Source organism: Clostridium sp. Marseille-QA1073 (assembly GCF_054863625.1).
In genome coordinates this window covers 47,518-62,148 of sequence record NZ_JBSVQM010000015.1, presented here as the reverse complement: position 1 = coordinate 62,148, position 14,631 = coordinate 47,518, and the positions used below count along the sequence as shown (strand labels likewise).

Genomic DNA, 14,631 nt, shown 5'->3' with positions numbered 1-14,631 from the left:
TAAAATAAATTTATATATTTCTAGCTTAATACACAAAATAGCTTTAAAGATTATTTTATTGAGGAGAAGTTAAATGAATAAGAAGATATTATTTATTACATTATTTTTAACATTCTTTATTACCAGCATAATTTATGCAAAATCCTCTTTTACAGTATTAGTTAATGATAAGGAAGTACCTAATAATGGAGATTACTTAATTAAAGATAATAAAATTTATATCAATGATAGAGCATTGATGAGGGACTTTAATATTAATACTTTCTATGACAAAGAAGAACATAGACTAAGACTATATGATACAAATAAAATTGAGTTAAAAGCTAGGTGTAAAATGTTTGAAGAATTTGCAGATTTATATGATCCTAAAGCTGCAGATGAGATAGCTGAACTTTGGGCAAAAGGTATAAAGAACAGAAATGGAGTATTTCAATATGCTACTTATAGCAAAGTTCTAAAAAATGAATTTAAAAAATTAATAGAAGATCGTGGTTCATGGGTAACTGGGTTTTCAAGTCCATGGGTTAAAGACCATAAAATAGAAAAAGAGGAAATCTTCCCTTCTAAATTTAAATATAAAATAGTTTTTGAAGCTACAACTTCTGCTAAAGATATCTACATTTGGAATGCTACCCTTGAAGTTTCAAAAGAAGATGGAAAATGGAGAATTACAAGCTTAGTAAAGGATTTTGATATAGTTTAAATGTAAGGGACGGTTCATTACAATTTAGCAATAATTTACTTTATAATTTAAAATTATTTAAGTACCTTATAATTTACAAATACAAATATAATGAACCGTCCCTTAAACATAAGCATTTTATAACTCTCATAATATTTATTATTATAATTCACATTGATAATATGTTAGCTAGTTCTATTCTTGCTAGGTTAGTTCCCAATTTAAATCTCATAAATATACTTGAAAATTTTTATAGAACTACAACTGCACTTTCTAAAATTTCTAATAAAGATAATTAATAAATTTGTACATAGATAAAAAAAAGCAAAAGTATCACTAAAAAAATGATACTTTTGTTTCTATAATTTACTACTTTAGATATATTAAATTTGTACTCGTTCTATATGTATAATATTAAATAATATAAACTATAAAAAAATATTTTTATTTATATCCGTTTTGTTTATCCATTGCTTCATCTTTAATTTCTTCTCTCATAGAATCAAGAGCTGCTTCTCTTCTCTGATTTTTTTCACTTAATGTTTTTTTCGTATTTTCATCATCTGTTTTTTCAATCATTTCATCTGCACGATGAATGTTTTCAATAGTATTACTAATGTTATATTGAATTCTATCTACATTATCTCTTCTATCATCTGGTTTATTTTTCATAATTTCATCTCTCCTCTTTTTAAAATTTATCCTTTAAAAGATAGTTTATATATAAACCTCTTCTTTCTTTATTATGTGTATAAATATATTTATTTATGTGGTAATAATTTTTAACTTCTTATATATTTCTTATATTATATAATTAAAGCATCTTTTTATGGACAAGTATAAATTTACTAATATATAAATGTTAATGCAATTAAAATAGACCATTATAAGCTTTAACCTTAATTTACGGTTAAGAAAAAATAAAAATTTGAAAAACTTATTGGCAAAATATATTTATCAACGATGTGAAAAACATAAAATGTCTTTCAATACTTAAGGGACGGTTCATTACAATTTGACGATAACTTATTTTATATAAATATAATGAACCGTCCCCTAACATATTAATTGGTATAATGCTAAGATGTGCTTGGGTACAGTAGCACTTGCGTAACTCCACTATGCAGATAAGTTGGACTTCCTAACCTTCCACTTGCACATTATTTTAATGTTATACATAAACTAAGGGCAGTCCAATGGACTGCCCTTAAATGTTTTTAATAGGTAATTTATTTGGAATGTAAAGTAACTAAGACTCATATATATCAGCGTTACACTCATCACATATGCCGTCATTACGCTTATATTCCTCTTCTGATATTTCAGTTTCGCAAGCATCACAGGCGAATATTTCTTCTCCTTTATATTCAAAATTCCTTAGGAATTGCTCATTATCTTCCTCTTCCTCATGTTGACAATATGCTTTTATTTTATTTGACATCTTAATTCCACCTTTCTAAACTTTAGTTTTAATGCTTCGGATTATCATCATATTTTCGCCTAATTATATCATAAATTTTTACGTTAAAATATTATTTAGTCTTTCGCCACATAATACCATTGTTCTTTACTTTATATTCTTGTTATACATAGAAATTTCAATATAATTCCAGTAAAAATGTAAATTAAATGATGTTTATACAAATATAGGTTGCCTTGTCTTAAATTCCTTTACCATAGTGTAACTATGTGGTATATTACTATGAACTTTCCAGTTTTTAGTCCTTACAATTTCTTTTTCTGTGCTAAAGGTATTTATCCATTTGAACCATTTAAGATAGTTACTGATATGCTTGGTTGCAACACAATTAAACCTACCCATCCATCTTTTTAAATTGGCGTGTATAAGGGACGGTTCATTACAATTCAATGATAACTTATTTTATACAAATACAAATATAATGAACCGTCCCTAACATAGAATAAAAAAACCTCTAAGGACTTTTATTTATTGTTCCATAGAGGTTTTATAACTTTATAATTATGCTAATATATTATCTTAATTATTTTATTTTTCCTTGCTTTTTAAGGATAGTTTCCATTTCGTCTACATACTGTCCAAACTCAGCTAATAAATTATCTATTGAAGTTGTTTTTGTTAGGTCGACTCCTGCTTTCTTTAGTGCATCAACAGGATATTCTGAAGATCCAGTCTTTAAGAATTCTAAGTACTTATTAACTGCATCCTTATCTTTTCCATCAAGTATATTTTTAACAATTTCATTAGAAGCTGCCATAGAAGTAGCATATTTATAAACATAGAAGTTGTTGTAGAAATGTGTTATTTTTGCCCATCCTAAATTTCCTAACTCATCTGGAGCAAAACTATTACCATAGTATTTTTTTATTAATTCTCCATATATTTGTCTTAGAGATTTAGCTGATAATGGTTCTCCTGCTTCTAACTTTTCATGTACTGTTTTTTCAAATTCCGCAAACATTACTTGAGTATATACTGTACCTTTTATATTTTCAATTAATTGATTTAATAAATATAGCTTTTCATCATCATTCTTAGCATTTTTTATTAAATTTTTAATTATCATCAATTCATTAGTTGTTGAAGCTACTTCCGCATTAAATATAGGTGTATGTGCATTCATATATGATTGAGCTTTTCCTGCATAAACAGAGTTTACCGCATGCCCCATTTCATGTCCTACTGTTAACATGTCATCTAAAGAGTCAGTATAATTTAAAAGTACAAATGGGTGTACACCATAAAGTCCTAGATTATACCCACCTGTTCTCTTACTTTTTGATTCATAAACATCTAACCATCTATTATCAAAGCCTTTCTTAACTATAGATAAATATTCTTCTCCAAGTGGTTTTAGTCCTTCTAAAACCATCTTTTTAGCATCTTCATAAGGTATTGTTAATTTATAATTATCAACTAGTGGAACATATAAATCATATGCATGTATCTTATCAAGATTTGTAATTTTTCTTTTTAATTCTACATATTTATGAAGTGGTTCCATATTGTTATTAACTGCTGTAATTAAATTATCATAAACTTCCCTTGGAATATTATCCTTAGCAAGAGATGCTTCAAGAGTGGAGTTATATTTTCTAGATTTAGCTAAGAAAATATCCTTTTTTACAGAAGCTAGATAAATAGAAGCAAAAGTATTTTGAAGCTCTTCTGTTACTTTACCATTAGCTTCAAATGCTTTCTTTCTTAGCTCTCTATCTTTTCCATCAAGTATATTTGAATATACTCCTGAAGTTAATTCCATGTCTTTTCCGTTTTTATCTTTTATAATTGCTTTTCTCATATCTGCCATTCTCAATTTGTTAAAAATCTCTTGTGGACTACCTACAAATTCTGATGCATTTGCTAATATATCTTCCTCTTCTTTTGAAAGGGCATGTTCTTTTTGCCTTATTAAAGATTCTATAAAATGAGCATAATTTTTTAATTTTGGATTTGCTATAAGACTTTTTAATGAAGCTTCATCTTGTGATAACAATTCAGGTGTAAAAAAGGTTACCAGTTGATCATATTCTGCAACAATACTATCTGCTTTAGAAATCAGTTCTGTTGCCTCATTGTCTCCTTGATTTAAATCTCCTCTAAAACCAGCATACCAATATATTTTACTTAAAACAATTGATGCTTCTTCATCCATTTTTAAAAATTCAAGCAGCTTATTAGGATCTTTTAACTTACCTTCGTATTCTTTATATTTAGGGAAATATTCTTTTCTTACTTTCTCAATATCCTTTTCCCACGCTTGTACATCTTTATAAATATCCTCCAAATTCCATTTATATTTGTCATCAATCTTCTTTTCACCTTGAGGCTTTATTGTATTGTTCTTAGACTCAGAATACATTATTGATTGTTTTTCGTTTACATTTACACCATTTTTATTAACTATTGCAAAAGTATTAATCGTTGAATTCATCATCATACTAGCAGTTATGCAGATAATAACAATTTTTTTTCTTGATTTTAGCATGATACCCCTCCACTTGAATAAAATTTCAATAACTGTAATTTTATTACATATATTAGATACATTATACTCTTTATAAGTTAATTTTCAGTGTATGTATTTTAAAGAAATTATGAAAACTTAAAATTTAGTCCTTCAATACTATGATAAGTCTAGATTATAAAAACCTACTATCATTAAAGATAATAGGTTTTTATTCTACTTAAGCTTATAGTATAAAACTCCATTTTCTTCTGTTCTTTCAACTTTTCCCATATATAAAAGATGTTCTAAATGTGACATAGCCTCTCCTGAAGCAAACCATTTTTGAGGATTAGGGAAATCTTCCCACTTATCATATCGCAATTCCCAATGCATGGATGCTGCAGTATCTCTAACTGTTTTCTTTTCTTCTTTTATTATATTCATAACCTCATCAAGGCGGCTTTCATGATGGTTAATTAATTCATTTATTCTTGTTTTATGATCTTTTATTATAAATCTATGAGCAGGAAATAAATAATTTATGTCATAATCATATATTTTCCTTAAATTCTTTAAATATACTTCCAACATATCACCATATTCAAATCCCCAAAATGCTATATTAGGAGTTATCTTTCCTAATATATGGTCTCCACAGAAAAACAATTTGTGTTCCTCTTCATAAAGCCCTATATGACCTGGTGTATGTCCTGGAATATTAACTACTTTAAAAGAAAATTCCCCTATATTTATTTCATCATTTTCATGTAATAATATAAAATCTACTGGTTCCTTTGGAGAAAATTTATATCCAGGATGGTCATCAAAATTTATATTATCTTGAGTAAGAGAAAATAGTTTTTTGTAGTCATTAAAAGTATTCCAATATTCTGCAGTAGCCATCTTATTTATCATATGACCATCTGTTTCTCCTGAATATACCCTAAAACCTTGTTTACTTAAAACAGCAGCAAGTCCTGAATGGTCAGCATGCAAATGAGTTACTAAAAGATCTGTCTTATTTAAATCTAAACCAAGTTCCTCTATACCATTCATAAATGCGTGCCTACATTCTTCTGTATCAAATCCACTATCTATTATTAAATTTCTATCCTCTGACAATATAATATAGCTATTTATAGCTCTTAATGGATTATTAGGCAATGGTATTTCATTCCTATAAACATTTTTATATACTTGTTCAATCATATTAATTCCCCTTTCATCTTATCTATTCTTTGGTTTAACATACCTATTTATAAATAAATCCTCGTTTATATCATTATACTATGACACCTTATAATTTACATTTAAATATTGTTTATAATTGGAATCTCACCTACAATCATAGGTTATATAAAGAAAATATTAATTAACTAAAGACTTTTTATTGAATTATTTAAATATTTATAGTATAATCTATTAAAATATTCCATGTGAGGAGCAACTTATTATGATTACTATAAAAATGATAAATACAAATGAATATTATTATAGCTATTATAGATAAGGTTTGCTGAAATGAAAAAAATTCATAGATGCAAATTAGTAAAGTATTTTTTAAAATACAGTTTGCGTCTATGATGGTTATATAGTTATGCAATAAAACCACGTAGAGCTCTGCGTGGTTTATTTTATTAAGAATTTACACCGCGTAGATAAAATGTCTATGTGGTTTTTTTATATAGAAAATTAATAAGGAGGAGTTAAAATGAAAGAAAGAGAGAATTTTTCAAGTAAATTTGGATTTATACTTTCTTGTATAGGTTCAGCAGTTGGGCTTGGAAACATATGGATGTTTTCTTGGAGATTAGGTCAGTATGGGGGAGCCGCTTTTCTTATACCCTATTTTATATTTGTATTTATATTAGGAACTACAGGACTTATGGGAGAATTCGCTTTAGGGAGAGCAAAGGGAAAAGGTTCCTTAGGTGGTATAAAAGAAATCTTAGATGAAAAGAATATATTCGGTTCATCTATCATATCTCTAATACCAACTTTAGGTGTTTGGGGAATATTCTTATTTTATAATGTAGTGGTTGGATGGGTCTTAAAATATTTTTCAATAAGCACAACCAGTAATTTTAAAAATATAGATGTTCCAAATTACTTAGATAGTTTTTTAGGAAGCAATGAAACTATTTTTTGGCTTGCTTTAGCTTTGTTGATAACAACTGTTGTTGTAGCCTATGGAGTTAGCAAAGGAATTGAAAAAGCAAATAAAGTTATGATGCCTGCACTATTTATTATATTTATAATATTACTTATTAGGTCTGTAACCCTTCCTGGAGCATCAGAAGGAATAAGATATTTATTAATTCCTAAATGGTCTTATTTATTAAATCCTACCACTTGGGTTATGGCTCTTGGCCAAGCATTCTTTACTGTATCTTTAAATGGAGCTGGTATGGTGGTATATGGTAGCTACATAAAGAAAGATGTTGATATACCTTCTTCTGCAATAAATACAGCTTTTTATGATAGTTTATCAGCTATGCTAGCAGCTTTTATAATAATTCCAGCAGCTTTTGCTTTTGGACTAGATCCAGCGTCAGGTCCTACTTTATTATTTATAACAGTTCCAACTATCTTTAAATCAATGCCTGGTGGACATTTATTTGGAGCCATTTTCTTTGGCAGTATTGTATTTGCGGCTGTATCTTCAACTATAAATATGATGGAAGCAACTTCAGAGGCCTTTATGTATAAAACAAAATGGAGTAGAAGAAAAAGCGTACTATTTATTGGAGTAATTTCATTTTTAGTTGCTATACCATTAGCTTTTAATATAGAATTATTTAATAATTTTTCTGATATAATCACTATTTATATAGCTCCTTTTGGTACAGTAATTTCAGCCATAGCTTTCTTTTGGATATATGGAGCAGATAAGGCTTTAGAAGAAATTAATATGGGAGCAAAACGACCTTTAGGCAATTGGTTTATGCCTTTAGCTAAATATGTTTTTGTATTTGTATCAATAATAGTTATTGTTTTAGGGGCGATATATGGAGGAATTGGTTAATACTTTAAATTAAATTTTATTTTCACTTTAAATGAATATAAAATAAAAAGCATTGTAAGATTTATATGTTTATCAAAGTCTTACAATGCTTTTTGTATATTCTACTTTTTTATAATTAATATAAAAATATTTAGCAACTAATACAATATAATTGCTTATGTGTTTACAATGTAGTATGTAAAATAATTTATTTAATAAATTCTTCTCTTAGTATTGAATAATAAGAAAGATTTTCAAAATAAGATAAATTTTTAGGTAAATCCTTAATCTTAAAATGATATTTCATTCCTAATTTTTCAACCAATTTAATTGAATGTATATTTTCAGCATCTACCAGCCCAATAATCTTTTTCAGCTTAATAACTTTAAAACCATACTCAACAAGTGCATAGGCAGCTTCTGATGCTAGCCCTTGACTTCTATATTCACTAGACAATCCATAATAAAGTTCAATTTCCTGTAGATCTAAATCGTCAGGACCTAGTCCACAATACCCAATAACTTTGTTATCACCCTTATGAATGATAGCTAAATTGAACTTATATATCTTATCTGGAGTATTCTTTTTACAACAATCCATAGACCATTTAATAATATCCTTTACCTCATCTAGTGATGGTACATCTTCAGGAATATATTTATAAAAATTATCCTCTCCTACAATTTGAAAAATTCTTTCGGCATCTTCTAAAGAATAAGGTCTTATAAGCAATCTATTAGTTTCTATTCTTGCCCCTTCAAACATTTCATATTTCCCCTTTAATCTCATAGTTTATTTTGTACTTTCAATAACAATCTATTTTCTCACCCTAACAATTTGACCATTATTTACTTGTTGTAGCAATTTAGTTGAAATTTTCGTTAAGGAATAAGGTGATCCTCCACCTGTATAAACAAATTCTCTTTCTATAACTTTAGGGTCAATTAAAAATATTGCGTCATATCCAAATGAAGGTACTCCTCCACAAGGATATCCAGTAATTTCAAGTATTTCTTCTGGCGTTGCAGTTCTTGGAATTTCAATATTTAATGCTTTTGCTACTCTTGACGTACTTGCTCTATGCTCGCCCTTAACTATAGCTACAATAAGCTTTCCGTTACTATCAATCATACATATATTTTTTACAAAATCTTCTGTAGATGCATTAGCTGCTGTAGCCGCTTCTTCAACAGAATGACAAGTCTCTTCAAAAATATACTGTTCTCCATCTATATTATTTTTTAGTAAGTATTCTTTTAGCTTATTCTCAAACTCCTTCAAATTTATCCCCTCCAAACATCTTGAGATATAGTTATCATCAGTTTAGTTATACTTATAGTTATTATATATTTTATGGTGAACTTTTTCTTTTGGAAATATCCCAGATATGGCAAATAATATACACCAAGTTGTCACTGCCCACGTAATCCACTTACATTCATATGGTAGGGTTGATGCTATAGTCCACTTACTCACTACTTGTCCATAAAAAATTACCCACCAAGCTATTCCGATTAATACAGGAATTATAATCCTTATAACCTTACTTAAAACAGATTTATATTGAATTCTTGAAATAAATACTCTTTTACCTTTTCTTATCTTAACTATTATGGATAACATGTATAATGACAATACGAAAAATAGTCCAATAGATACATACTTAATAATTTTTACAAGACCATTTTCAGGTTTATAATTTTCAATAGATTCCCCCATACTATACTTTTCCCAATAACTCATTATATCTATAAGTAAATTAGTTCCATTATCACTATTAGTTAGAATTACAACTCCACTATTTTTCTCTGGTATTATTGTAAAATTAGAACGCCATCCTCTATTTGAACCACTATGTCCTATAGTCTTATATCCATTTTCCAATTCTTTTGTTGCATATCCTAGCCCATAAGTATTTTTTAATGGAGTGTGCATTAAATTAATATTTTCTTTACTTATTAGAGTTTTAGAATTAGTATTCTCATTATAACCTTCTAAGTTTGCAATCATAAACTTACATAAATCAGTTGTAGTTGTAAATAAACCTGCTGCAGCTTTTTCTGTATACATATATCTAGGAATTTCATTGCCTAAAACACCATAACTGCTTGAAAGATTCTCTTCTGTACTTTTATCTAATATAAAAGAGCTATTATTTAATGTTAATTTATCAATTATCTCTTTTTTCATATAATCTTCAAAAGTCATTCCTGTAACTTCTTCAACTATCAATTGAAGAATAGTATATCCTCCACCAGAATATTTAAATTGTTCTCCTGCTTCTTTTATAATCTCTACTTTATTCTTGCTATAGTTTTCTCCTAAAAGTGATTCCTCAATTGTAGGTAACTTTTCCTTTGGAGAATAACCTGCATAATTAACACCAGATAGACCTGAAGTATGACTTAACAATGTTCTAACTGTAATTTTATTAGTGTTATATTCAGATTCCGGCAACTTCCACCTTGTAAGATATTTTTCAACAGGCATATCTAAGTCAATTTTACCCTCTTCGACTAATTTCATTATTCCCCAAGATGTTATGCTTTTTGAAATAGAGGCAACTTGAAATACCGTGTTATCATCTACCATCACTTTATCTTTCTTATCTGACATGCCATAATTATAAATTCCTTGAATTTTTCCTTCTTCTACTATTCCAATTGAAGCTCCTGGAATATTATATTTACTCATCAATTTAGGCATTTCATCATTCAATTTATTTATAAATTTTTCTGTATCTCCTAAGTTATATTCTTTACCATAAACATTAAAACAGGTAGCAAAATAAGTTAAAAGTATAGTTATTATTCCTAATTTAAATATAGGATTTAATTTTTTCACCCTAATCTCCCCTTTATCATTATTTTATATCTAGGACAGCTCTTTAAATAAGTAAATATTAAAATTAAAAAACATCTTTAATTAAAGAGTTTTAATTTAATCTATTTACATTTCAATGATCTGTCCATTAGTCTGATGTATTCCCTAGCTTAATTTAATGATACAACTTAATTTCCTTATGATTGTATTATTAAATATATATTTGTTCATTTTTTCTGTATTTGATATACAATCGTCATATTCTTTAAAAATACCCTTTAGTTAAAAAACTCTCATCTACACAGTTTTTATAAATGTTTAATACATCTTTACATATATCTGCAAGTACCTTTCTAAATCAATTCTTGAATATATATTGCTCCTCACAATTTTAACTTCTATTTTATCTATTAAAATAGAAGTTCATATTCAATTATTTACTACTAAATTTTACCATATTTTTAAAAATTTCTTGGTTATTTTTTATTTATTATTTCTTAAAATTTTATGTTATACTAAATATATATACTTTTTTTAGAAATTTCTTTAAAACGCATAAATAAAAGGAGAAATAGTTTTTATAAAGAATAAATTATAATGTAAACAATATAAAAATACAATGAGATGCTGGAGGAAAAAATGGTTAATAAGTTAATAGCCGAATTAGAGGAGTTACTTAAGAATATTGGTTATTTTAATTGTGAAACAGACGTAGAATCTAGGGAGGCTCTAGATAATATTTCAGTTAAGCTCTTTGGTAAAAGATATACAAAAGAATCTTACGAAATATATAAAAGAACAGGAAAGTTTACCGATTTGGTATTACTAGATGAATCCGATCATAAAAATAAGAAAGTATTAAAACCTGATTTAGATTTATCAAAATACTATATAGAAGAATTAGCTTCATTGATTTCAATTATTAATTCAAAGATTCAACTAGAAAGTAATATTAAGGAAAATAAGGAATATAAAGGATATAAAGAGTATAAGGAATATAAAGTGATAGATTTTAGAGATAATTATAATGGAACATTTACTCTTGAATACTTTGAAAACAAACTTAATCTCTATGGAAGAGAAGGATGGGAGATTAGTTTTATTATTTCAAATGATTTAGGTAATAGAATACATAGTAATACTAAAGAACCTGTTTCAAGATTAGCTAATGGTTTTATGGTTAATCCTAATATGGAACAAACAATAGTTATCCTAGAAAGAGTTAAATATAGAGATTAATTATAAATTATTATAATTTTTCTTTCAATAAAATATATATTTATTATGAGAATGCTCTGATAATAATTCAGAGCATTTTTGCTTTTATGAACATCAAAGCTTATATTTATAAATTATATATTTTTATAACAGTAAAAAACTTAAAATTAGCCGCTTAAAATATAGTGCTTTTTAATTTAAATTGAACCTATACATTACTTTTAATTCCATGAGGAAGATTTTAATAACATTTTTCATTTTATTCTTTATTTATTGAACGTAAACCTCGTTTTATAATCCTTTCAGTATGTTTTATAGGACTTTCATCTTTCCATTGATTACATATTTCAATTACCCAATTAGGCTGTGTTTTACTTGCATCATTTAACCAATTTGATACGCTGTCTTGCACATATTTTGAACTATCTGACTTAAGTGGTTCTAAAATTGAAAGTCCTAGTGCTGGATTTACTTTTAATATTTCAATATGTTTACACCATACTCCTCTAGGCCTTGTAGCTTCTGATGGAAAACGTCTAATATTTTCATCACTATCTTTTGTCCAATTAGAAAGTATTTCTATACTTTTTTCTAGGTTCTTATCAATTTCTGGTCTTATTGCCATCCATGCAATTTCTCTAACTCCAAAATGATGATCTGCTGCAGAAAATTTAATCTTTTCTAAATTTTCCTCAAAGGTAGCTTTATTATTAATACTAAAATATGCAGCCCAACACCTTACAGTATCAGATTTATGATTAGAAAGAATTTGTAAATTTTCTTCCCATTGATTATCTTCATGTGACAATTGAGACATTCTTCTTCCTATAATCCCAATTAAGGTCACTGTTGATTGCTTTTTAGAATTTATAATATCTGTTAAAATTAATTTTAAATAGCTTTCTTTATCCATTTCTTTTAATATATTTTTCAACAAAAAAACTTGATCAACTTGAAGCCATTCAGTTAGGTTTACAGTTTCGATTTCTCCACTATTAAGTAGTTCTATGATCTCCTTTGGTATTCTTTCTGCCTTTGTTGCACCTTTACGGTTTAAAATTTCAGAAGATATCATCTTATAATATTACCTCCAATATTTATATCTAATTGTAAACTCAAATCATCTTTCATTGAATTATTTTTATTATGATTTAATTTAATAAAGGGTGATTTTTAATTTGGCATATGAAAGAAAATAACTAGTCAAAGATACAAAGTATATTTTGCATCAAACAGAAAGAATATATATCTTCATAATAATTTGAAACGACGGAGTATGATGAAAAATACACTAGTATGCTAGCTAGTTATTTTTGAATATGCTTATTAGTTATTTATATGATTTAATTAAATTATATTTATCAAGTATTTTATTTCCTATGTCTTCATTAAGATGTTTTATATCACTTAAATAAATTAATGTACTTCCTTTATATTTTTGAGTTTCCCCAACAAGAGCTACTTCATAACAACTTCTTATAACATTTATTATACAATTATCATAATGATTTTCTCTACAGCTTTTACACTGCTTAAGAATATCAGCTATAGCAACAATTAAATTATCATGATCATATACTTTGGTATCAGCTAATGGAATATTTTCATATCCATTTTCAACATAAGTAACATTATTTTTTAAGCATTTCTTAACACTTTCTTCTGAATATCCTATTAAGCATTTTTCTTTAATACAACTTGTACAACTATCTTTCTTTAAACAACAATTTCCTAAATTAGTTATTAAACTATCAAAGTTTATTTCATTTGCAAAAACCCCCATGATAATCCTCCCTTAAATTACACTTACTAATAATTACAAAAAATACTATAGTTGGCTTTTAATCATAATATTAGTTAATCTCTATACTTATATATACCGTAACAGATAACCATAAAACATTCAAGAATAGTTACTAAAAGATAACTATTCTTGAATTATAATTTCCATGTAAATATAAATTCTCCTTCAATAATAGAAAAAGATAGAAAAATCTCTTCTATCTTTTCTTGCAATTCATCCTATGATTTTATTACATAAAAAAATTAGTAATAAAGATTTATTTTAAGTATTTCTTAATAGTATATATGCATACCATATGAACGTGGATATGTATATTTGAATCCAAATTGTTCATATAAATTATTTGCAGGGTCATCAGCAATAAGACTTACATACCCGCCTTTAGGTACTGACTTATCTAAATAATTCATTACTTCTCTCATTATTATTTTTCCAATACCATTACCTTGAAAAGTAGGTGTAACCGCTATATCAACAACTTGAAAAAAGCAACCTCCATCACCAATTACTCTTCCCATTCCAATAAGTGAATCTTTATGATATATGATTACAGAATATAGTGAATTTTTTAATCCTATCTCTGCAGCTTCTACAGTTTTTTCACTTAGACCTGATATTTTTCTAAGATTTAAATATTCTTCTATAGATGGTATACTATGTTTAATCTCAATATCCTTTATAATATTATTCATTCTTATCCTCCTTTTTAAATATTAATATAATTATAATTGATTTAAATCATTTTCTGTATATACTTTAATTCCATTATTAATTAATATCTCTGCAGTTAATCCATTTCCTTTTGTTAATTTACCTGAAAAGTTTCCATCATATATAAACCCATATCCACAAGAAGGACTTTTAGACTGTAATATTGTTTTCTTAATTCCTGTAATTTTTGCAATAGCTAAAGTCTTTTCTGCACCTTCAGTAAATTCTTTAGTAAAATCTTGTCCATCTTTACTAACTACTTTCTTATTACCACTTTCATCTATAATAATTTCACAACTTGGTCTTGGTGTTGGTAATTCAGCTAGCTGTTCTGGACATAAGGCTATAGCTTTTCCTTCTTTAACTAGTTGTAATATGAATTTATTTTCACTATTACTTCCATTATATCTACAGTTTACTCCAGCTGAACAGGAACTTACTAAATACATAATCAAAATC

Annotated in this window: 14 protein-coding genes and 1 pseudogene; 3 read left to right on the top strand and 12 right to left on the bottom strand. The window is 26.9% G+C overall.

From position 1 onward, the window contains the following. The first annotated feature begins 73 nt into the window (after positions 1-73). A complete protein-coding gene (locus tag ACY1IQ_RS13850; protein ID WP_461614496.1) occupies positions 74-703 on the top strand; it encodes a hypothetical protein in 630 nt (209 codons plus the stop codon). 423 nt (positions 704-1,126) lie between these two features. Here the strand turns inward: ACY1IQ_RS13850 and tlp are convergent, their stop codons facing one another. The 5 genes and pseudogenes from tlp to ACY1IQ_RS13825 all read right to left on the bottom strand — a co-directional run bounded on the left by tlp (position 1,127) and on the right by ACY1IQ_RS13825 (position 5,820). Then, the gene (tlp, locus tag ACY1IQ_RS13845) at positions 1,127-1,354 is read right to left on the bottom strand and encodes a small acid-soluble spore protein Tlp (protein WP_461614495.1); all 228 of its coding nucleotides are present in this window, start codon (positions 1,352-1,354) and stop codon (positions 1,127-1,129) included. 577 nt (positions 1,355-1,931) lie between these two features. Next, positions 1,932-2,123: a hypothetical protein gene (locus ACY1IQ_RS13840; protein WP_461614494.1), complete on the bottom strand. Its 192-nt coding sequence runs from the start codon at positions 2,121-2,123 to the stop codon at positions 1,932-1,934. 195 nt (positions 2,124-2,318) lie between these two features. Next, positions 2,319-2,525: pseudogene (locus tag ACY1IQ_RS13835) on the bottom strand (IS1595 family transposase); the annotation flags it as partial. A gap of 160 nt (positions 2,526-2,685) precedes the next feature. Next, a complete protein-coding gene (gene pepF, locus ACY1IQ_RS13830) occupies positions 2,686-4,650 on the bottom strand; it encodes an oligoendopeptidase F (protein ID WP_461614493.1) in 1,965 nt (654 codons plus the stop codon). Between the two features lie 195 nt (positions 4,651-4,845). Further along, the gene (locus tag ACY1IQ_RS13825) at positions 4,846-5,820 is read right to left on the bottom strand and encodes an MBL fold metallo-hydrolase (protein WP_461614492.1); all 975 of its coding nucleotides are present in this window, start codon (positions 5,818-5,820) and stop codon (positions 4,846-4,848) included. A 502-nt stretch (positions 5,821-6,322) separates the two neighbouring features. Here ACY1IQ_RS13825 and ACY1IQ_RS13820 point away from each other — a divergent pair. Beyond that, entirely contained in the window at positions 6,323-7,636 is a 1,314-nt protein-coding gene (locus tag ACY1IQ_RS13820; RefSeq protein ID WP_461614491.1) for a sodium-dependent transporter, read from the top strand. Between the two features lie 187 nt (positions 7,637-7,823). On the opposite strand, the gene ACY1IQ_RS13815 is transcribed toward ACY1IQ_RS13820, so the two are convergent. The 3 genes from ACY1IQ_RS13815 to ACY1IQ_RS13805 are packed head-to-tail and all read right to left on the bottom strand — an operon-like array spanning position 7,824 to position 10,460. Then, positions 7,824-8,405: a GNAT family N-acetyltransferase gene (locus ACY1IQ_RS13815; protein ID WP_461614490.1), complete on the bottom strand. Its 582-nt coding sequence runs from the start codon at positions 8,403-8,405 to the stop codon at positions 7,824-7,826. A gap of 27 nt (positions 8,406-8,432) precedes the next feature. Further along, positions 8,433-8,897: an aminoacyl-tRNA deacylase gene (locus tag ACY1IQ_RS13810; RefSeq protein WP_461614489.1), complete on the bottom strand. Its 465-nt coding sequence runs from the start codon at positions 8,895-8,897 to the stop codon at positions 8,433-8,435. A gap of 42 nt (positions 8,898-8,939) precedes the next feature. Further along, entirely contained in the window at positions 8,940-10,460 is a 1,521-nt protein-coding gene (locus ACY1IQ_RS13805) for a serine hydrolase domain-containing protein (RefSeq protein WP_461614488.1), read from the bottom strand. Positions 10,461-11,078: 618 nt separating this feature from the next. Between ACY1IQ_RS13805 and ACY1IQ_RS13800 the strand changes: the two genes are divergently transcribed. Further along, positions 11,079-11,678 carry a hypothetical protein gene (locus ACY1IQ_RS13800; RefSeq protein WP_461614487.1) on the top strand — a complete coding sequence of 200 codons (600 nt, stop codon included), beginning with the start codon at positions 11,079-11,081 and terminating at the stop codon, positions 11,676-11,678. Positions 11,679-11,916: 238 nt separating this feature from the next. Here ACY1IQ_RS13800 and ACY1IQ_RS13795 read toward each other — a convergent pair whose 3' ends face one another. From ACY1IQ_RS13795 to ACY1IQ_RS13780, 4 genes are all read right to left on the bottom strand, one after another. Continuing rightward, positions 11,917-12,732, bottom strand: a complete 816-nt coding sequence (locus ACY1IQ_RS13795) for a hypothetical protein (protein WP_461614486.1) — start codon at positions 12,730-12,732, stop codon at positions 11,917-11,919. 255 nt (positions 12,733-12,987) lie between these two features. Further along, complete coding sequence (locus ACY1IQ_RS13790) at positions 12,988-13,440, bottom strand: hypothetical protein (RefSeq protein WP_461614485.1); 453 nt, start codon at positions 13,438-13,440, stop codon at positions 12,988-12,990. Between the two features lie 293 nt (positions 13,441-13,733). Further along, on the bottom strand, positions 13,734-14,153 hold the full coding sequence (locus tag ACY1IQ_RS13785) for a GNAT family N-acetyltransferase (RefSeq protein WP_461614484.1): 420 nt from the start codon (positions 14,151-14,153) through the stop codon (positions 13,734-13,736). A gap of 30 nt (positions 14,154-14,183) precedes the next feature. Continuing rightward, entirely contained in the window at positions 14,184-14,621 is a 438-nt protein-coding gene (locus ACY1IQ_RS13780) for a 2-thiouracil desulfurase family protein (RefSeq protein WP_461614483.1), read from the bottom strand. Positions 14,622-14,631 lie beyond the last annotated feature (10 nt).